Annotated in this window: 18 protein-coding genes and 1 tRNA gene; 8 read left to right on the forward strand and 11 right to left on the reverse strand. The window is 70.1% G+C overall.

Annotated features, from left to right (window positions below; translation table 11 throughout):
• Positions 1-76 precede the first annotated feature (76 nt).
• The 3 genes from HL658_RS21185 to HL658_RS38070 all read right to left on the reverse strand — a co-directional run bounded on the left by HL658_RS21185 (position 77) and on the right by HL658_RS38070 (position 3,377).
• Entirely contained in the window at positions 77-2,236 is a 2,160-nt protein-coding gene (locus HL658_RS21185; RefSeq protein WP_180284587.1) for a RelA/SpoT family protein, read from the reverse strand.
• Positions 2,237-2,368: 132 nt separating this feature from the next.
• On the reverse strand, positions 2,369-2,818 hold the full coding sequence (gene rpoZ, locus HL658_RS21190; protein ID WP_180284588.1) for a DNA-directed RNA polymerase subunit omega: 450 nt from the start codon (positions 2,816-2,818) through the stop codon (positions 2,369-2,371).
• Between the two features lie 121 nt (positions 2,819-2,939).
• Positions 2,940-3,377 carry an SRPBCC domain-containing protein gene (locus HL658_RS38070; protein WP_180284589.1) on the reverse strand — a complete coding sequence of 146 codons (438 nt, stop codon included), beginning with the start codon at positions 3,375-3,377 and terminating at the stop codon, positions 2,940-2,942.
• Between the two features lie 244 nt (positions 3,378-3,621).
• On the opposite strand from HL658_RS38070, the gene HL658_RS21200 reads away from it, so the two are divergent.
• Genes HL658_RS21200 through HL658_RS21215 form a run of 4 tightly spaced genes read left to right on the forward strand, consistent with a single transcriptional unit; the run spans position 3,622 to position 8,114 of the window.
• Positions 3,622-4,380: an ABC transporter ATP-binding protein gene (locus HL658_RS21200; protein WP_211109805.1), complete on the forward strand. Its 759-nt coding sequence runs from the start codon at positions 3,622-3,624 to the stop codon at positions 4,378-4,380.
• Positions 4,380-5,114: an ABC transporter permease subunit gene (locus tag HL658_RS21205; RefSeq protein ID WP_180284590.1), complete on the forward strand. Its 735-nt coding sequence runs from the start codon at positions 4,380-4,382 to the stop codon at positions 5,112-5,114. Before HL658_RS21200 ends, HL658_RS21205 begins: the two co-directional genes overlap by 1 nt.
• A gap of 13 nt (positions 5,115-5,127) precedes the next feature.
• On the forward strand, positions 5,128-7,035 hold the full coding sequence (locus HL658_RS21210) for a GldG family protein (protein WP_180284591.1): 1,908 nt from the start codon (positions 5,128-5,130) through the stop codon (positions 7,033-7,035).
• A 14-nt stretch (positions 7,036-7,049) separates the two neighbouring features.
• Positions 7,050-8,114, forward strand: a complete 1,065-nt coding sequence (locus HL658_RS21215; RefSeq protein ID WP_180284592.1) for a DUF4340 domain-containing protein — start codon at positions 7,050-7,052, stop codon at positions 8,112-8,114.
• Between the two features lie 69 nt (positions 8,115-8,183).
• Here HL658_RS21215 and HL658_RS21220 read toward each other — a convergent pair whose 3' ends face one another.
• From HL658_RS21220 to HL658_RS21255, 8 genes are all read right to left on the reverse strand, one after another.
• Positions 8,184-8,402 carry a hypothetical protein gene (locus tag HL658_RS21220; protein ID WP_180284593.1) on the reverse strand — a complete coding sequence of 73 codons (219 nt, stop codon included), beginning with the start codon at positions 8,400-8,402 and terminating at the stop codon, positions 8,184-8,186.
• A 167-nt stretch (positions 8,403-8,569) separates the two neighbouring features.
• Positions 8,570-9,529: a glycosyltransferase family 2 protein gene (locus HL658_RS21225; RefSeq protein ID WP_180284594.1), complete on the reverse strand. Its 960-nt coding sequence runs from the start codon at positions 9,527-9,529 to the stop codon at positions 8,570-8,572.
• 85 nt (positions 9,530-9,614) lie between these two features.
• Positions 9,615-10,013 (reverse strand): nucleoside diphosphate kinase regulator, encoded by a 399-nt coding sequence (gene rnk / locus HL658_RS21230; RefSeq protein ID WP_180284595.1) that lies wholly within the window; start codon positions 10,011-10,013, stop codon positions 9,615-9,617.
• A gap of 421 nt (positions 10,014-10,434) precedes the next feature.
• Positions 10,435-10,509, reverse strand: a tRNA-Thr gene (locus HL658_RS21235).
• A 70-nt stretch (positions 10,510-10,579) separates the two neighbouring features.
• On the reverse strand, positions 10,580-12,511 hold the full coding sequence (locus HL658_RS21240; RefSeq protein WP_180284596.1) for a polysaccharide biosynthesis protein: 1,932 nt from the start codon (positions 12,509-12,511) through the stop codon (positions 10,580-10,582).
• Positions 12,512-12,558: 47 nt separating this feature from the next.
• Entirely contained in the window at positions 12,559-13,515 is a 957-nt protein-coding gene (locus HL658_RS21245) for an NAD-dependent epimerase/dehydratase family protein (protein ID WP_180284597.1), read from the reverse strand.
• The gene (locus tag HL658_RS21250) at positions 13,512-14,519 is read right to left on the reverse strand and encodes an MraY family glycosyltransferase (protein WP_343055243.1); all 1,008 of its coding nucleotides are present in this window, start codon (positions 14,517-14,519) and stop codon (positions 13,512-13,514) included. The genes HL658_RS21245 and HL658_RS21250 overlap by 4 nt, the downstream gene beginning before the upstream one ends.
• The gene (locus tag HL658_RS21255) at positions 14,509-15,492 is read right to left on the reverse strand and encodes an NAD-dependent epimerase/dehydratase family protein (RefSeq protein ID WP_180284598.1); all 984 of its coding nucleotides are present in this window, start codon (positions 15,490-15,492) and stop codon (positions 14,509-14,511) included. Before HL658_RS21255 ends, HL658_RS21250 begins: the two co-directional genes overlap by 11 nt.
• A gap of 166 nt (positions 15,493-15,658) precedes the next feature.
• On the opposite strand from HL658_RS21255, the gene HL658_RS21260 reads away from it, so the two are divergent.
• The 4 genes from HL658_RS21260 (at position 15,659) to murA (ending at position 18,151) form a co-directional block, all read left to right on the forward strand.
• A complete protein-coding gene (locus HL658_RS21260; protein ID WP_180284599.1) occupies positions 15,659-16,000 on the forward strand; it encodes a hypothetical protein in 342 nt (113 codons plus the stop codon).
• A gap of 18 nt (positions 16,001-16,018) precedes the next feature.
• The gene (locus HL658_RS21265) at positions 16,019-16,183 is read left to right on the forward strand and encodes a hypothetical protein (RefSeq protein WP_180284600.1); all 165 of its coding nucleotides are present in this window, start codon (positions 16,019-16,021) and stop codon (positions 16,181-16,183) included.
• A 92-nt stretch (positions 16,184-16,275) separates the two neighbouring features.
• Positions 16,276-16,830, forward strand: a complete 555-nt coding sequence (gene dcd, locus HL658_RS21270) for a dCTP deaminase (protein WP_180284601.1) — start codon at positions 16,276-16,278, stop codon at positions 16,828-16,830.
• Positions 16,831-16,867: 37 nt separating this feature from the next.
• Positions 16,868-18,151, forward strand: a complete 1,284-nt coding sequence (gene murA, locus HL658_RS21275) for a UDP-N-acetylglucosamine 1-carboxyvinyltransferase (RefSeq protein WP_180284602.1) — start codon at positions 16,868-16,870, stop codon at positions 18,149-18,151.
• Positions 18,152-18,160 lie beyond the last annotated feature (9 nt).

Here is an 18,160-nt window from a genome sequence, read left to right on the forward strand (position 1 = left end):
TCCGCAATCCGCCCCCGACCGGAACAGGCGTTGTTGCGATGCAACATAATGCCGCGGTCGCGGCACCCGGCCGCGCCTACCGCCCCCGCGACCGGTCCACGGAATTGATCGCGGGGGTGGCGCGGAGCGCCGCGATGATGTTGGTCAGGTGCTTGGCGTCCTTCACGTCGATGTCGATCAGCAGCTCGAAGAAGTCCTGGTTGCGGCTGGTGATCTTCAGGTTCGTGATGTTGCCGCCGTTCTTGCCGATCACGGTGGACAGGGTGCCGAGCGACCCCGGTTCGTTGGCGACCACGAGGCTGATGCGGCCGACGTGATCCTCCGGCGTGTCGGGGCCGACATCCCACGCCACGTCGATCCAACGCTCCGGCGATTCGTGGAAGCTCTCCAGCGTCTCGCAGTCGATGGTGTGGATGGTCACGCCCTTACCGGTGGTGACGATGCCGACGATGCGGTCGCCAGGCAGCGGGTGGCAGCAGCGGGCGTAATGCACGGCCATGCCGGGGATCAGGCCGCGGATGGGCAGCGCCGATTCGCGGCCCTTCGGCTTCGGCCTGGTCTTGACGGTGACGGTGCCGTCCGCCTCCTTCGGCGTGGTCTGCGCCTTGTGGCCGGGGAAGACGGCGTGGAAGACCTCGCGCCCCGAATGCAGGCCGGACCCGACGGCGGCCAGAAGATCGTCCGCCGACGGCTGTTGGAAGATCTTGATGACTCCGTCCAGCGCCTTGTCCGAGAACTCGTAGCCTTCCGCCTTGAACTGGCGCTGCAGTATGGCGCGGCCGAGCTCGATGTATTGCGAGCGCTGCTGGGTGCGCAGGAACTTGCGGATGCGCGCCCGCGCCTTGCCGGTGACGACGAAGCGCTCCCACCCCGGCACCGGCGACTGCGCTTTGGAGGTGATGACCTCCACCTGATCGCCGTTCTGGAGCTGGGTCCGCAGCGGCAGCATGCGGCCGTTGATCTTGGCGCCCACGCAATGGTCGCCGACCTCCGAATGGACGGCGTAGGCGAAATCCACCGGCGTCGCCCCGCGCGGCAGGGCGATCAGGTCGCCCTTGGGGGTGAAGCAGAAGACCTGGTCCTGGAACAGCTCCAGCTTGGTGTGCTCCAGGAACTCCTCGGGCTTCTGGGCGTGCTCCAGGATGTCCAGAAGCTCGCGCAGCCAGCGGTATTCGCGCCCCTTGGCGACCGCCTGCGGGTCCTGCTTGTAGGCCCAGTGGGCGGCGACGCCCAGCTCGGCGATCTCGTGCATGTCGCGGGTGCGGATCTGAACCTCGATCCGGTTGCGCTCCGGCCCGATCACACCGGTGTGCAGGCTCTTGTAGCCGTTGGGCTTGGGCGTCGAGATGTAGTCCTTGAAGCGGCCGGGAACCACCGGATACTTCGCGTGGATCAGCCCCAGCGCCATGTAGCAGCTCGGCAGCGAGTCCACGATGATGCGGAACGCCATGATGTCCGAGAGCTGCTCGAAGCTGACGTTCTTCATTTGGAGCTTGCGCCAGATCGAATAGGCCGACTTCTCGCGCCCGGTCACCTGGGCGTCCGGCAGGCCCTCGGCCGCCAGCGTTTGCTTCAACTCGCCGATGATGCGCTGGATCTGGCTCTGCCCCTCGGTGCGCAGGCGGGCGAGCTGGGCCAGGATGCTGTCGCGGGCGTCGGGGTTGAGCTGGGCGAAGGCGAGATCCTCCAGCTCGTCCTTCACCTGATGCATGCCGATGCGCTCGGCCAGTGGCGCGTAGATCTCCAGCGTCTCCCGGGCGATGCGCTTGCGCTTGTCCGGGTTCTTCAGGTGGTGGAGCGTGCGCATGTTGTGGAGGCGGTCGGCGAGCTTGACCAGGAGGACGCGGATGTCCTCCGACATGGCCAGCACCAGCTTGCGGAAATTCTCCGCCTGCTTGGTCTGCTCGCTGTGCATCTCCAGGCGCGACAGCTTGGTCACGCCGTCCACCAGCCGGGCGATGTCCTTGCCGAACAGCCGCTCGATGTCCTCCAGCGTCGCCACGGTGTCCTCGACCGTGTCGTGCAGCAGGGCGGTGGCGATGGTGCCGGCGTCCAGCTTGAGCTGGGTGAGGATGCCGGCGACCTCCAGCGGGTGCGAGAAGTAGGGGTCGCCGGAGGCGCGCGTCTGCGTGCCGTGCGCCTTCATCGAGAAGACGTAGGCCTTGTTGAGCAGATCCTCGTCGGCCGACGGATCGTAGGCCCGGACCCGCTCCACCAGCTCATATTGCCGGATCATGCCGACCGGCCCCGCGCCCGTGGCGCCCGCTTCGGGGAAGGACCGCCGCGCGCCGCTCGGGGGCGCGAGGGGGATGGAAGGGACCGCGGCGCCCGCACCGGCGCCCCGTTCCCGGAAAACGACCGGCCGGGGTTAGAGATCGCCCTCGGCGTCGCGCCCGACCACGTCATCTTCGGTCATATCGAACGCCGCATCGGGGTCGCCCTCGACCTCGGACATCATGTCGTCCTCGCCCGACAGCTCCTCGGCGTCGCCCATGGCGTCGTCGTCGGCGAGCGACGCGTCGCGGCCCTGCCGCGCCCAGTCGTTCTCGCCGGCCATCAGCTCGACGATCTCCTCCTCGGGCTCGTCCGGCTCGACGTGCTTCTGGTGGCCCTTGATCAGCGAGTTCTGGAGGGTGTCGAGCGACACGGTCTCATCCGCGATCTCGCGCAGCGCCACGACGGGGTTCTTGTCGTTGTCGCGGTCGATCGACAAGGGCGCGCCGGACGCGATCTCGCGCGCCCGCTGAGCCGCCATCATCACCAGATCGAACCGGTTGGGCACCTTGAGGACGCAATCTTCAACGGTAACGCGGGCCATTCCGAACCAACTCCAGTGTCGCCTGAACGATCAATATATTGGCAGGACGCCGGTCAAGCAAGCACGGCAAGCGCGCCGCCCACCCATGCGCGCCCGTTCTGCGGCACCGGTCGGCGCAGGATCACCCCGCCATCGCCTCCGTGAACCGCTCGAAGAAGCGGTCGATGTGGGTCTGGGCCTTCGCCTGCATCAGCTTTGCGGCCATCTGGCCGACGCGCCCGCCGATCTCGGCGGTCAGGCGGTAGGAGAGGAGCGTGTGGCCGGAGAGGTCGGCGAGGCGGATTTCGACCACCCCCTTGGCGAAGCCGAGCAACCCCGTCCCCTCCCCGTTCAGCACGTAGAAGCCCGGCGGGTCCACCGGCTCCACCTCCACGCGCCCTTCGAAGCGCGCCTTCAGCGGGCCGACGGAGAGGCGGACGCGGGCCGCGTATTCCACGTCAGACCGCCGCTCCATGGCTTCCAGCGCGGAGATGCAGCGCATCAGCACCGCCTCGTCGCACAGCGCGTGGAAAACCCGCTCGCGGTCGGCGGGGATGCGGTGGTCGCCTTGAAGTTCCACGTGCCACTCCCGATCGCCCCGACGTTGGCGGCGAATGTGGGGGGCCCCCCGCGGTGGGTCCAGGGTCAGCCATGAACAATTTGACACTTGAGCTTGTCGAGCTGCGGCGCTACGCCGCTTCCTGCGCTTTCCAGCTCCCGAACGAGCCGGAAAGCCGCATCGACGCCATAGGAGCAGGGAGGCAGGATCGCGCCATGCGAGTCTGTGCAGGGAACCTGCCGTGCCGGTGCCGGAGGGCCGCGGCATGGCGATGATCGACATCCGACAGCTTGTGAAGCGCTTCGGCACCTTCACCGCCGTGGACGGGGTGAGCTTCTCCGTCGAGCGCGGCACGGTGCTGGGCTTCCTCGGCCCCAACGGGGCCGGCAAATCCACCACCATGAAGACCATCACCGGCTTCCTGGCCCCGACCTCGGGCAGCGTGTCGGTGTGCGGCTTCGACGTCGAGAAGGCGCCGCTGGAGGCCAAGCGCCGCATCGGCTACCTGCCGGAGGGGGCGCCCACCTACCCCGACATGACGCCAGCCGGCTTCCTCGACTTCATCGCCGACGTGCGCGGCATGACGCGCGCGCAGCGCACGCAGGCCGTGGCAGGGGCGGTCGAGCGGGTGGAACTGGGGGCGGTGCTGCACCAGCCCATCGAGACGCTGTCCAAGGGCTTCAAGCGGCGCGTCGGGCTGGCCCAGGCCATCCTGCACGACCCGGAGGTGCTGATCCTGGACGAGCCGACCGACGGGCTGGACCCCAACCAGAAGCACCAGGTGCGCCGCCTGATCGCGTCCATGGCCGCCGACAAGGCCATCGTCATCTCCACCCACATCCTGGAGGAGGTGGAGGCGGTGTGCACCCGCGCCCTGATCATCGGCCGCGGCAAGGTGCTGGCCGAGGGGCATCCGGCCGAGGGCGGCTGGCGCTTCGGCGATCTGGTGGCCGCCCCCGGCCGCATGGACGCCCTGTTCCGCCGCATCACCACCGGGGCCAGCGATCTGGGGGAGGCCGCCTGATGACCGGGACCCTGTCCGTCTTCCGGCGCGAGCTGGCGGGCTATTTCGCCACGCCCGTCGCCTATGTCTTCATCGTCGGCTTCCTGCTGCTGGCCGGCATCTTCACCTTCTACGTCGGCGGGCTGTTCGAGCGCGGGCAGGCCGACCTGAAGCCCTTCTTCATGTTCCATCCCTGGCTCTACGTCGTGATGATGCCGGCCATCGCCATGCGGTTGTGGGCGGAGGAGCGGCGCTCCGGCACCATCGAGCTGCTGCTGACGCTGCCGGTCGGGCTGGGCGGCGTGGTGCTGGGCAAGTTCCTGGCGGCCTGGGCCTTCACCGCGATCGCGCTCGCCCTGACCTTCCCGGTGTGGATCACCGTCAACCTGCTGGGCGATCCGGACAACGGGGTGATCGTCGCCAGCTACATCGGCAGCCTGCTGATGGCCGGCGGCTATCTGGCGATCTGCGCCTGCCTGTCGGCGGCGACGCGCAACCAGGTGGTGGCCTTCGTCGTCGGGGTGGTGGTCTGCCTGCTGTTCACGGTGGCGGGCAGCCCGATCGTGCTGGACGCGGTGGCCGGATGGGCGCCGTCGGTGCTTGTGGACGCGCTGGCGTCCTTCAGCTTCCTGACGCGCTTCTCCGCCATCATGAACGGCGTCATCGACGCCCGCGACGCCGTGTTCTTCGCCTCGCTGATCGCCGTGTGGCTGTTCGCCAACACGGTGGTGGTCGATGCCAACAAGGCCGGCTGAGGGAGGACGGATCATGAACCGCAAAAACACGGCCGTCGTCGGGCTCGGCCTCGCCGCCGTCCTGTTCGTCGCCGTCAACGTGCTGGCGCAGGCCGGGCTGAAGGGGGCGCGGCTGGATCTGACCGCCGACCACCTCTACACCCTGTCGCCCGGCACGCAGAAAGTCATCGGGAGCTTGCGCGAGCCGGTGACGCTGCGCCTGTTCTTCTCCGACACGCTTGCGGCCGAGGTGCCGGCCATGCGCACCTACGGCACCCGCGTGCGCGAACTGCTGGAGGAATACGCCGGCCGCGCCAACGGAAAAATCCGGCTGGAGATCATCGACCCCGAGCCCTACTCCGACGCGGAGGACCGCGCCGTCGCCGCCGGCGTGCAGGGGGTGCCGCTCGACCGCACGAGCGGCCGGCAATTCTATTTCGGCCTGGTCGGCACCAACAGCACCGACAAACAGGAGGTCATTCCCTTCTTCCAGCAGGACCGTGAAGCCTTCCTGGAATACGACCTGACCAAGCTGGTGCACGCGCTGGGCGACCCGAAGAAGCCCATGGTCGGCGTGCTGACCGACATCCCGCTGGAGTACGGCCCAGGCGGCATGATGATGGCGATGCGCGGGCAATCGCAGCCCTACGCCATCCTGACCCAGCTCCGCAGCTTCTTCGACGTGCGGATGCTCGACCCGTCCGCTCCCAGCATCGGCGAGGACGTGCGCGTGCTGGTGGTCGCCCGGCCGCGCGGGCTGTCCGACGCGGCGCAATACGCCATCGACCAGTTCGTCATGCGCGGCGGCCACGCGCTGTTCCTGGTCGATCCCTATGCGGAGAGCCAGACCAACCCGCAGACCGGCATGCCCGATCCTGGACCGGAAAAGGCGGCGGCCCTGCCCCGGCTGTTCGACGCCTGGGGCATCGCCATGGCGGCCGACCGTTTCGTGGCCGACCCGCGCCTTGCGCTCAATGTCAGCGCCGGGGATCAGGCGCGCCGCCGCACCGTCCCCTACCCCGCCTGGCTGTCGGTGGGCGAGGCGAACCAGGACCGCGGCGATGTGGTGACCGCGCAGATCGGTGCCGTCAACATCGCGTCGGCCGGCGGCCTGTCGAAGAAGGATGGCGCCGCCATCACCCTGACGCCGCTGATCACCTCCTCCCCCGCCGCCCAGCTCGTGCCGACGACGGAGATGCGGGCGCGGCCGGAGCCGGAGAAGCTGATGGCCATGCTGAAGGCCGGCGACGGGGCCACCCAGGTGCTCGCCGCCCGCGTCACAGGCCCGCTGAAGAGCGCCTTCCCCGACGGCCCGCCGCCGGTCAAGGAGGGCGAGGCCGCCCCGCCCGCCGGCCAGCATCTGGCGGAGAGCCGCCAGCCGGCCAACCTGATCATCATCGCCGACAGCGACCTGATCGAGGACCGCTTCTGGGTCGAGGACCAGTCGATGTTCGGGCAGCGGGTGCTGGCACCCTTCGCCGGCAACGGCGACCTGATCGTCAACGCGGTGGAGAACCTGACCGGCAGCTCCGACCTGATCGGGCTGCGCGGGCGCGCCGGCTCCACCCGCCCCTTCACGCTGGTGGAGGATCTCCGCCGCTCCGCCGGGCAGCAGATGCTGGCGCGGGAGCAGGAGCTTCAGACCCGCCTGAAGGAGGCGGAACGCCAGCTCGCCGACCTTCAGGGCAAGCAGAAGGCCGGCGCGTCCGCCATGCTGTCGGCGGAGGAGACGCAGGCCATCGAGCGGTTCCGGCAGGAGGCCGTGCGCATCCGCAAGGAGCTGCGCGACGTGCAGCACAGCCTGAACAAGGACATCGAGGGGCTGTCCGCCGCGGTCAAGGCGGTGAACATCGTCGCCGTGCCACTGGTGGTGGCGCTGGCCGCGGCGGGTGTCGCCGGCGTGCGTTCGCGCCGCCGGCAGCGCCGCAGCGACCCGGAGTGAGGAGGGACGATCCCATGCAGACCAAGACCCTGCTGGTTCTGGGGCTGGCCACCGCGGCGGCGGTGGCCGGTGCCGGCTGGGCGCTCAACCACCAGCCGGAGGTGCGGACGGAGATCGCGACCGGCGGTCCGCTCTTCCCCGCCCTGATGAACCAGGTGAACGATGTGACGCGCATCGATCTCGTGTCGGCCAAGGGCGTGGCGACGTTGGCGCGCGATGGCGAGCGGTGGATCGTCCTCCAGAAGGACGGTTACCCGGCCGACGCGAACCTCGTGAAGGCCGCGGTCGTGGGCGTGGCGCAGGCCACCATCGTGGACGCGCGCACCGCACTCCCCGACCTCTACGACCGCATCGGCGTGCAGGACCCGGACGCCAAGGGGGCGACCTCCACCCGGCTGACGCTCGGTGCCGGAGACGCACCGCTGGCGTCGCTGATCCTGGGCAACGAGGCGGCGCGCGGCGGCCCCGGTCAGGCGTCCACCCTCTATGTCCGCAAGGCCGGCGAGGCGCAGTCCTGGCTGGTGCGCGGACCGGCCGAGCGGCTGGAGGCGGACCCCATGCGCTGGGTGGACCGGACGGTGCCCCGCTTGCCGCGGGAGCGGCTGGCCTCGGTGGAGATCCGGCAGCCGGACGGGACGGAGCTCCGGCTGTCGCGCGCCTCCCCCACCGAGCCGGCCTTCACCGCCACCGGCCTGCCGGAGGGCGCACAGCCCAAGGCTTCCGCCATCGACGAGACGACGGGAGCGCTCGGCTACCTGAGCTTCGAGGATGTCGGCAAGACCGACCCGGCCTGGTTCAAGGACGGCACGACGGCGGTGTTCCGCAGCTTCGACGGGATGGTGCTGACGGTGCGTCAGGCCAGGCGCGAGGACGCCCGCTGGCTGACCTTCGATGCCGCCTTCGACGGCGAGGCCGCCAAGGCGCACGCCGGTGCCGCGGGGCTGTTGAAGCCGGAGGAGGTGGAGGCGCAGGCAAAGGACTGGCACGCCCGCTTCGCCGGCTGGTCCTTCAAGGTCTACGACGCGCTGGGCGAGAACTTCGCCCGCAAACCCGACGACGTCGTGCAGAAGGAGTCGTGAACGCCGTGCCCGGACGCACCCGCGACTCGCGGGTGCGTCCGGGCTCATGTCGGAGAGCGGCCGGCCGCGTCAGCCGCGGGCGAACCACAGAAGCAGACGCAGGCCGAGCACCAGGACACCACTTGCGACGATGCCCATCAGCGCATCCGCAGCCCCCATGTCGCTGCCGTTCCAGATCATCCAGCCGACCAGGACCAGACCGATCAGCAGCCCGATGAAGAACCACCGGACCAGGCTGTTCTCGATCAGCACGTCCCACAACGCTTCCATCAGGTCGATCATCGCCATTCCGGAATCAGTCCGCGAGCCCGCGCCGGGCATCGACCGGAACATTGAAGCCACGACAGGATTGCGCGAAGCCGGCAAACCGGAAAGCCCTTTCTTGCCCTTGGGCCCCTGGCTGCCAAGGCGCCGCTCGGCATGGTTCCGACCTCATGCGGGCGGACTGGTGAGGCTCACCCCGCGACGGGGCGCCACGCCGCGGCGCAGGCCAAAAGGTCCTGGAGCCGGTCCACCGGCCCGGCGAAGGCCGGGGCCAGCAGCGGGAATTCGACGGTCGCGAGGTTGACCGCGTGCACCCGCTCCGGCGGTTCGAATGCGTGGCGGTGGCGGTCCAGCAGCCGAGAGAAGTTGCGGCGCGCGGCGTCGGCGAACAACCGCCGCCGCCCGTCCGCGTCGTCGTAGAGATGGGCGCTGCCGCCGCCGAACCGACCGAACTGCGGGATCATCGTGAAGGCCACCGTCAGCCCGGCGGCACGTGCCCGCATGCAGTAGTCCATGTCGTCGTACATCAACGGCGCGTAATCCTCGTCCAGCGGCCCGAGGCGGTCGAGCGCCCGGCGGGACAGGATCCAGGGCGAGCGGACGGCCATCTGGCAGGTGGTCAGATGGGTGCGCAGACTCCGGCCGACATCGCCGACGAACGTCTTCGTCAGGTTCAGCAGGTACAGCCGCGACTTGCCGTCCGCCACCGGGCCATCGATGACGTTCACCAACCGCTCCGGCGGGGCACCCGCGCTCGCCCATTGCCGCGTGACCGGCACCTCCTCCGGCCGGCAGCGCACACCGTAGCCGCCGGTTCCCCGCCCACCCAATATGTCGATCCCCAGCGCGTCCATGATCGACGCGCAGCCCGCCAGCCAGTTGGCCGCCAGGATCAGATCGTCGTCCTGCACGATGGCGATGTGATCGCCACCCGCCGCCGCCAGTCCGGCGTTGTTGGCCCGCACCTCCCACACATCGTCAGTCACCAGCAGGCGGTCGGCGTAACGCTCCATGATGGCGCGCGTGCCGTCGGTGCTGCCATCGTCCACCAGCACCAACTCGGCCTTGGGCGCCGAGCGGCGGAGCTGATGCAGCAGGACGTCGAGGTAATGCGCCTTGTTGTGGGCGCTAAGCACGATGCTGAGACGCATGGGCGGGTGGTCCTGCGGTGGGGAGCCAGGCGCGAGCCCGCGGCTCCGGCTCGTCCCGGTGATCGTCCGCAAATCCCGCCGGCGGTCAACCGCCGCGTTCGACCTCCAGCACCGTCAGGGTCCTGGCCTCCCCCTGCCGGTCGTACCAGCGGATGGACCGGCCTTCCGCGACACCGATCAGGGCGGCGCCGATGGGCGTCAGGATCGACAGCCTGCCGTTCTCCAGATCGGCTTCCCCCGGGTAGACGAGCGTGATGCGCCGGCATTGCCCCGTGCTCTCATCGCGGAAAGTCACCTCGGCGTTCATGGTGACGATCGACGGAGCGATGTCCGGCACCTCCGTCACAGCGGCCCGGTCCAGCTCGCGGGAGAGGTAATCGTAGACGTCGGGGGCGGTGTCGGCCACCGTCTCGACCAGAGCGGACAAGCGGCTGTGGTCGGCGGCGGTCAAGGTGATTGCGGGAAACGGTTCGGCGGATCGCATGGCGGTCCCCTTTTGAAAGTCATGGATCGTCCCGTCCACCGGCCGTGGCGCGGCGGGGTGCGGGCACTTGGGATGGGCGAAGGGGATTGGGTGCGGCCCCGGCCGGTGCAGGCGTCCTGGTTCAGACGGCCGGATCCGGGGCGAACCGGCGCGCTTGGCGGCGGTCCCCAGGGAACGGACCGAAGACGGTACGGATCGGGTGCGTCATGACCCCTTCAGGATGCGCACCGCCGGCAGCGAAATCAAGGGCCGGCGATCCAGGCACCACAGGCGGACAGCCATCGGCGGTCGGCCCGAGCCTGCCGTCTGGCGAGATCGCGCCGAAAGGCGTGGAACCAGCGTGATCCGCGTTCCGCGACCAGCAATTTCGATGGGAGAACGGGGACGGGCGTTCAAGACGCCGAAGGTCAAGGCTGAGTAATGGTGCTGCGAGAGAGGATTGAACTCTCGACCTCTCCCTTACCAAGGGAGTGCTCTACCACTGAGCTACCGCAGCGCCGCCCTGAAGTGGCGCGGGTTATGCCACAGGGATCCGGGTCGCGCAAGCCGAAAACACTGGAAAATATTCATACCTGCACTCCGGCGGGAGCGGGTGCTTCGGCGCGCTGGTAATCGGGCACGATGGTGGACAACAGCGCCAGCACGCGCGCCTCGTCGCCACCACGGGCGGTCGCCTCCAGCTCCGCCAGGGTGCGGTTGATCAGCGCGTGATCGATGGCGCGGGGAGCGGCCAGGAACACGCCGTCGGCCTCCGTGCGCGTCGGCGCCTCGGCGGCGGACAGGATCTCCTCGAACAGCTTCTCGCCGGGGCGCAGGCCGGTGAACTCGATCTTCACGTCGTGATCGGGCCGCAGCCCCATCAGGCGGATCATCTGGCGGGCAAGGTCCACGATCTTCACCGGCTCGCCCATGTCGAGCACCAGGATCTTGCCGCGCTCCTCCGCCCGGTCGGCGCCATGGGCCGAGGCCTGGAGCACCAGCTCCACCGCCTCGCGCACCGTCATGAAATAGCGGCGCATGTCGGGGTGGGTCACGGTCAGCGGGCCGCCGCGGGCGAGCTGGCGCTGGAACAGCGGCACCACCGACCCGGACGAGCCGAGCACGTTGCCGAAGCGTACGGTCATGAAGCGGGTGCGCACCTCCGCCCCGTCGCGCGGCGGCAGCAGGTCCAACGCCTGGCAATAGGCTTCCGCGCAGCGCTTGGTTGCGCCCATGGCGCTGGTCGGGCGGATCGCCTTGTCGGTGGAAATCAGCACCATGGCGACGCAGCCGGCGGCGCGCGCCGCGTCGGCCACGTTGCGGGTGCCGATGACGTTGGTCAGCGCGCCCTCGGCCGGGTTGGCCTCGACCAGCGGCACATGCTTCAACGCGGCGGCGTGGAACACCAGCGCCGGCCGGTGCTCCTGGAACAGGCGGGCGACGCGGTCGCGGTCGCGCACGTCGGCCAGCGCGGCGTGCAGGTGCACCTCCGGGTGCCGCTCGCGGATTTCCATGTCGATGCTGTAGAGGTTGAACTCCCCGCTATCGACCAGCACCAGCTCGGACGGGCCGAGTGCCGCGATCTGACGGGTCAGCTCCGCACCGATGGTGCCGCCGGCACCGGTCACCAGCACACGCCGGCCGCCGATCAGCCCCTCGATGGCGCCGCGGTTCAGCACCGCCTGCGGCCGGCCCAGCAGATCCTCCAGCGCGATCGGGCGCACCTCGATCTTGCCCTCGCCCAGCGCCGACTTGAACTCCGTCAGGCTGGGCAGGCGGGCGAGCGACAGACCCAGCGCCTCCGCCCCATCCAGCAGGCTGCGGATGACGGCGCCGGAAATTTCGGCCTGACCCTTGGCGACGATCAGGCGTTGCGGGCGGTCGCCCTGCCCTTCCAGGCGCTCCACCACGGCAGCGAGCTCGTCCGGCCCGCCCAGCACCGGCACGCCGCGGATGGAATGGCCGACGCGGCGTCCCTTCTCGTCGATGATGCCGACCACGCGGTAGGTCGCGCGCGCATCGCGGGCCAGGGAGCGGATGAACAGCTCGGCCCCGTCCCCCACCCCGACCAGAAGCACCGGGATCGCCGGCATGCCGGGATCACGGAAGCCGACCTTGCCGTCCTTGGCCAGCCGGTAAAGGAAGCGCGGCGCTCCAAGCAGCCCCAACTGCACCAGCCACAGGATCGGCGGCACCGAGCGCGGCAGCGCGTCCAACCGGGTCAGCAGGAACATCACCAGCACCAGCGTCAGCACCGCCACGGTCACCGCGCGGATGAGCTGGAGCAGATCGGGGATGGACGCGTAGCGCCAGATGCCCTTGTAGAGACCGAACACCCGGAACACGACGGCGGAGATCGCCACCATGATGGGCAGTCCGACGAGCAGCGGGTCGCGGAACTGGCCGAAGGCGTCGTCGCCCACGCGCAGATACAGCGCCAGCACGAAGGCGACGGCGGTCATCGCCAGATCGTGCAGGTAGACGAGGACGCCGCGCGGCGTGAACAGACGTTTTCTCATGAACCGGACTCTCGTGAAACCGGTCCTCGTGGACCGGACTGCCTCTGTCAGCCTTGTGGCCGTGCTTTGAACCATTCGGCGGTCGCCTGCAAACCTTGCGCGCGGTCATGGGGCGGCGCCCATTCCAACGCGCTGCGGATACCGCGGTCATCCACCACCAGCGAGCCACCAACGCGGTCCCAGGTCGCCGACCGACCGGCCAGCCGCGCCGCCAGCGCCAGCGCGCCGGCCGGCATGGGGATCAGGCGCGCCGGCAGGCCGAGCGCGCCGGCAATGTCGCGGATCAGCGTCGGCGTGGATGGCGGATCGCCGTCGTGCAGGAGAAAGGTGCCGCCGGAAGCACCGGGGTGATTCAGGCACCGTTCGATGGCGTCGGCGAGGTTGCCGACGTACAGCAGGCTGCGGCGGTTGTCCACCGCGCCCAGCGGCAGCGGAACGCCGCGCCGCACCAATTCCATCAGCGTGCGGAAGTTGCCACCCACACCGGGGCCGTAGACCAGAGGCGGGCGCAGCACGCAAACCTGCATGCCCGAGCGCGCCGCGATCTCCGCCAGCGCCAGCTCCGCCTCCCGCTTGGAGACGCCGTAGGGGCTGTGCGGGTCGGGGGGCGTGCGGTCGCTCACCGGCTCGGGCCGGCTCTCGTTGCAGACCGCCTTGATGCTGCTGACGAACACGAAGCGCGCCACGCCGGCCGCCGCCGCGAACTCGGCAAGGCGGGCGGTGCCGTCGCGGTTGACGGCGCGGAATTCGGCGAGCGGGTCGGCAGCCGTGTCACGCATGACGTGGACACGGGCGGCCAGATGCACCACGGCATCGATCCCGCCCAACGCCGCCGACCAGTCGGTGTGCGCGTCGATTCCCGCGATCAACGCCGTCTCCACCTGCGGCGGAAGGCTGTGCGTGCCGCGTACGGCCGCGCGCACCGCATGCCCCCGCTCCAGCAGAAGCGGCACGAGGTGGCGTCCGACGAAACCGGTCGCACCGGTGACCAGCACCCGGCTCATGCCGCCGCCGTCCGTGCCGGGCGCGCGAGATGGGCGAGCAGCAGCAGAACCACCGCCGCCCCCGCCGGCACGACCGGCCAGCCCAGCGGCACCGACAGCACGGAAAGCGCCGCCAGTGCGGCGTTCGCCGCGATCACCGCGCGCACGACCTGGGCGTGGCTGCGGCCGCGCCGGGTGGCGCGCTGGTAGAAATGCTCGCGGTGCGCCTCCCACACCCGCTTGCCCTCCGCCGCGCGGCGCAGCAGCGTGATCGTCGCGTCGGCCAGGAAATAGGCCGGCAGCAGCAGCGCCGCCTCCCACCGCCCGGATGCCGCCAGCGCCAGCAGCAGCCAGCCGAGCGCGTAGCCCAGCGGCACGCTGCCCACATCGCCCATGAAGAGCTTGGCCGGGTGCCAGTTCCAGGCAAGGAAGCCCAGCGCCGCTCCCGCCGCCGCCAGCCCGTAGCCGCCCAGAGACAGGCCGAGCCCGCCGGCCACGGCGACCAGCGCCGCGCCGAGGCCGACGCTCGCCGCCTCGCTGCCCGCCAGCCCGTCGATGCCGTCCATGAAGTTGAACAGGTTGACGAACCACAGCCAGGCGAAGCCCGCGGCCAGCCGGTCCAGCCAGACCGGCACCAGCCCCTGGAAGACCGACGCGTCGGCCGGCAGTGCCGACAGGCCGGCCGCCACCGCCGCGATCTGCGCCAGGAAGCGTGGCGCCGCCCCAAGCCCTCGCCGGTCGTCCGCCCAGGACACCGCCATCAGCGCCGCGGCACCCAGCAGGACCGGCAACAGCGGCATCAGGTCACCGGTCGCCGCGGCGAGCAGCGCCCACGCGGGCAGCAACGTCAGCATCAGGCCCCAACCGCCGCCGCGTGGCGTCGGCGTCGTGTGGCTCGACCGCTCGTTCGGCCGGTCGAGGATGGCGCGCTGCCGCAGCCAGACCAGCACCCGGCCGGTCAGCGCCTTCGATGCGACCGCCGTGGCGGCCAGCAGCCCCGCCCCGGCCAGCAGCTCAGCCCACACCGAGATACTCCTTGTACCAGGCGACGAAGCGGGGGATGCCGACGTCGATGGGGGTGGTCGGCTCGAAGCCCAGGTCGCGGCGGCTGGCCTCGATGTCGGCGTAGGTGGCGGGCACGTCGCCGGGCTGGATCGGTTCGAGCTGCTTGATCGCCGTGCGACCGAGCGCCTGCTCCAGCACGGCGATGAAGCGCAGGAGATCCTCCGCCTGATGGTTGCCGAGATTGTAGACGGCGTGCGGTGCGCCCTGCGCGTCCGGGCCGGCGGGGCGGTCGAGCGTCGCCAGCACACCGGCGACGATGTCGTCGATGTAGGTGAAGTCGCGCCGCATGCGACCCTCGTTGAACACCCGGATCGGGCGCCCGGCCAGGATGGCGTCGGCGAACAGATAGGCGGCCATGTCCGGCCGGCCCCAGGGCCCGTAGACGGTGAAGAAGCGCAGCCCCGTCGCCGGCATGCGGTAGAGGTGGCTGTAGGTGCGGGCGATCAGCTCCCCCGCCTTCTTTGTGGCCGCGTACAGCGACACCGGGCTGTCCACCCGGTCCTCCACCGAGAAGGGCAGCTCGGTGTTGCCGCCATAGACCGACGAGCTGGACGCGTACACGAAATGGCGCAGGTCCGGCAGGCGGCGCGCCGCCTCCAGCATGACCGTGTGGCCCATGACGTTGGCGTCGATGTAGGCGTACGGGTTCTCCAGCGAGTAGCGTACGCCCGCCTGCGCGGCGAGGTGGACGATGCCGGTCACGCCGTCCGCCGCGGCCAGCAGCGCGGGTATCGCCTCGCGATCCTCGACATTGACGCGGGCGAAGGTGAAGCCGGGGCGGCCCTCCAGCCGGGCGAGCCGCGCGTGCTTCAGCGCCACCGGGTAATAATCGTTTAGGTTGTCGATCCCCAGCACCGGCTGACCCCGGTCCAGCAGCGCAGCCGCCACGTGGGAGCCGATGAATCCGGCCGCGCCGGTAACAACAATCGTCATGTGCGTCCGCCGTTGCAAAGCGCCAGGAATCCCCGGCCGGTTATGCCCGAGCCGGGGGCGCGATGCCAGTCCGCATGTGGTACCGGCGTTGCGCTTGACACCGCGCCGCAGCGCCCGGTCTACTCCTGTGCCCCAAACCCGTTCGAACCTTCACGACAGCGGTCCGATGCCTCCCAAGAAGAATCCCCTCGGTCTCAATCCCCTGCAACTGAAGACGCTGACGCTGGTGCAGGAACTGGCCCGCGTCGCCGGCAACCCGGTGGAGGGCGAGCCGGGCGCGGTCGCCGTCGGCCGCATGCCGCACCCGCACGGCAACCATTTCCACCTCGGTGACGCGGTGGTGGCCAGCAAGGACGCCACCGGCCTGTCCAACCCGGCCGTGTGGACGGCGCTGGAGCGCAAGGGCCTCGTCCATTCCGGCAGCCCGATGGGCTGCGTGGTGACGCCGGAGGGGCTGGACTACGACACCGGCCTGCGCGACGCGATCCTGCACCGCTCCGACCACTGACGGGCCAACGGGCGCGCCATGGACGAGCTGCCCCGCCCCCCGAAGCGCCCCGACCCGGCCAGCCGTGACGAGCGGCTGGCCGCGCGGCTGCGCGAGAATCTGAAGCGCCGCAAGGAGCAGGCGCGGGGGCGTGTGGCGGCCGACGAGCCGGCGGAACCGGATTCCGGCTCTCCCTCGTCCTGATTCCATCCCTTGAGCGGGCGCAAGCGACGGGCTACAACGCGGTGACGGGCGACGCCGCCCGGTCGTCCATTCCTGGAGGGAGCACCGCGACCATGGGCATCATGCCGGACACCTGGATCCGCGACATGGCGCAGACCAAGGGCATGATCGAGCCGTTCGTGGACCGGCAGGAGCGCGAGGGCGTGATCTCCTACGGGCTCAGCTCCTACGGCTACGACGCCCGGGTCGCCGACGAGTTCAAGATCTTCACCAACGTCTACAACGCCGTGGTCGACCCCAAGGCGTTCGACCCGTCCGGCTTCGTGGACGTGAAGACGCCGGTCTGCGTCATCCCGCCCAACAGCTTCGTGCTGGCCCGCACGGTGGAGTATTTCCGGGTGCCGCGCGACGTTCTGGTGATCTGCCTGGGCAAGTCCACCTACGCGCGCTGCGGCCTGATCGTGAACGTCACGCCGCTGGAGCCGGAGTGGGAGGGCCATGTGACGGTGGAGGTGTCCAACACCACGCCGCTGCCCGCCAAGGTCTACGCCAACGAAGGTCTCTGCCAGTTCCTGTTCCTCAAGGGGGACTCCCCCTGCGAGACCAGCTACGCCGACAAGGCGGGGAAATACATGCGTCAGACGGGCGTGACGCTGCCTCGGCTGTAACCATCCCTTCCACGCACCTCACCAGAGCCGAACCCCCATGGACAAGATCCGCATCCGCGGCGGCAACGCGCTTCGCGGCAGCATCGCGGTGGGCGGGGCGAAGAACGCCGCCCTGCCGCTGATGACCGCCGCGTTGCTGACCGACGAGACGCTGACCCTTACGAACGTTCCCGATCTGGCCGACATCAAGACGCTGATGCGCCTCCTCGACCAGCACGGCGTGGCGCAGCACCTGAATGGTGCCGGTTCCTGCGCGGGGCGGCAGCTCGACCTGACGGCGGAGCGGATCGCGAGCACCACGGCGCCCTACGACCTCGTCCGCAAGATGCGGGCGAGCGTGCTGGTGCTGGGGCCGCTGGTGGCGCGCTGCGGCGAGGCGCGGGTGTCGCTGCCCGGCGGCTGCGCCATCGGCGCGCGCCCGGTCGATCTGCACATCAAGGGCCTACAGGCCATGGGGGCGGAGATCGACATCGACGGCGGCTACATCGTCGCCCGCGCGCCCAAGGGGCTGGTCGGGGCCGAGGTGGTGTTCCCCAAGGTCTCCGTCGGCGCCACCGAGAATCTGCTGATGGCGGCCACGCTCGCCCGCGGCGAGACGGTGCTGGTCAACGCCGCCCGCGAGCCGGAGGTGTCGGACCTCGCCCACTGCCTCGTCGCCATGGGTGCCGACATCAGCGGCATCGGCACCGACCGGCTGCGCATCCGCGGCAAGGACCGGCTGCATGGTGCCCGGCACATGGTGGTGGCCGACCGCATCGAGACCGGCACCTACGCCATGGCGGCGGCGATCACCGGCGGCGATGTCACGCTGCTCAACACCCGGCTGGAGCTGATCCAGGCCGCCGCCACCGTACTGGCGCAGGCCGGCGTGGAGTTCACCGAGGTGGAGGGGGGCGTGCGCGTGTCGCGCACCGGCCGCGACCTGATCGGCGTGGACGCGATGACCGAGCCCTTCCCCGGTTTCCCCACCGACCTGCAGGCCCAGATGATGGCGCTCATGTGCACGGCGCGGGGTGCGGCGATGATCACCGAGACCATATTCGAGAACAGGTTCATGCACGCGCCGGAGCTGGCGCGCATGGGGGCACGCATCACGGTGCACGGCGCCTCCGCCCTGGTCCGCGGGGTGGAGCGGCTGACCGGCGCGCCGGTGATGGCGACCGACCTGCGCGCCTCGGTGTCGCTGGTGCTCGCCGGCCTCGCGGCTGCGGGGGAGACGACGGTCAGCCGCGTCTACCACCTCGACCGCGGCTACGAACGGCTGGAGGAGAAGCTGGCGGCCTGCGGTGCCGACATCGAACGGGTACGCGAATCCGACTAGACCGCCGGG

Source organism: Azospirillum oleiclasticum (genome assembly GCF_013423485.1).
Lineage (GTDB): Bacteria > Pseudomonadota > Alphaproteobacteria > Azospirillales > Azospirillaceae > Azospirillum > Azospirillum oleiclasticum.

Bases quoted from the DNA above. Each gene is read 5' to 3' on its own strand.
- HL658_RS21185 (WP_180284587.1), bottom strand. From the start codon at position 2,236: ATGATCCGGCAATATGAGCTGGTGGAGCGGGTCCGGGCCTACGATCCG.
- rpoZ (WP_180284588.1), bottom strand. From the start codon at position 2,818: ATGGCCCGCGTTACCGTTGAAGATTGCGTCCTCAAGGTGCCCAACCGG.
- HL658_RS21200 (WP_211109805.1), top strand. From the start codon at position 3,622: ATGGCGATGATCGACATCCGACAGCTTGTGAAGCGCTTCGGCACCTTC.
- HL658_RS21205 (WP_180284590.1), top strand. From the start codon at position 4,380: ATGACCGGGACCCTGTCCGTCTTCCGGCGCGAGCTGGCGGGCTATTTC.
- HL658_RS21210 (WP_180284591.1), top strand. From the start codon at position 5,128: ATGAACCGCAAAAACACGGCCGTCGTCGGGCTCGGCCTCGCCGCCGTC.
- HL658_RS21215 (WP_180284592.1), top strand. From the start codon at position 7,050: ATGCAGACCAAGACCCTGCTGGTTCTGGGGCTGGCCACCGCGGCGGCG.
- HL658_RS21220 (WP_180284593.1), bottom strand. From the start codon at position 8,402: ATGGCGATGATCGACCTGATGGAAGCGTTGTGGGACGTGCTGATCGAG.
- HL658_RS21225 (WP_180284594.1), bottom strand. From the start codon at position 9,529: ATGCGTCTCAGCATCGTGCTTAGCGCCCACAACAAGGCGCATTACCTC.
- rnk (WP_180284595.1), bottom strand. From the start codon at position 10,013: ATGCGATCCGCCGAACCGTTTCCCGCAATCACCTTGACCGCCGCCGAC.
- HL658_RS21240 (WP_180284596.1), bottom strand. From the start codon at position 12,511: ATGAGAAAACGTCTGTTCACGCCGCGCGGCGTCCTCGTCTACCTGCAC.
- HL658_RS21245 (WP_180284597.1), bottom strand. From the start codon at position 13,515: ATGAGCCGGGTGCTGGTCACCGGTGCGACCGGTTTCGTCGGACGCCAC.
- HL658_RS21255 (WP_180284598.1), bottom strand. From the start codon at position 15,492: ATGACGATTGTTGTTACCGGCGCGGCCGGATTCATCGGCTCCCACGTG.
- HL658_RS21260 (WP_180284599.1), top strand. From the start codon at position 15,659: ATGCCTCCCAAGAAGAATCCCCTCGGTCTCAATCCCCTGCAACTGAAG.
- HL658_RS21265 (WP_180284600.1), top strand. From the start codon at position 16,019: ATGGACGAGCTGCCCCGCCCCCCGAAGCGCCCCGACCCGGCCAGCCGT.
- dcd (WP_180284601.1), top strand. From the start codon at position 16,276: ATGGGCATCATGCCGGACACCTGGATCCGCGACATGGCGCAGACCAAG.
- murA (WP_180284602.1), top strand. From the start codon at position 16,868: ATGGACAAGATCCGCATCCGCGGCGGCAACGCGCTTCGCGGCAGCATC.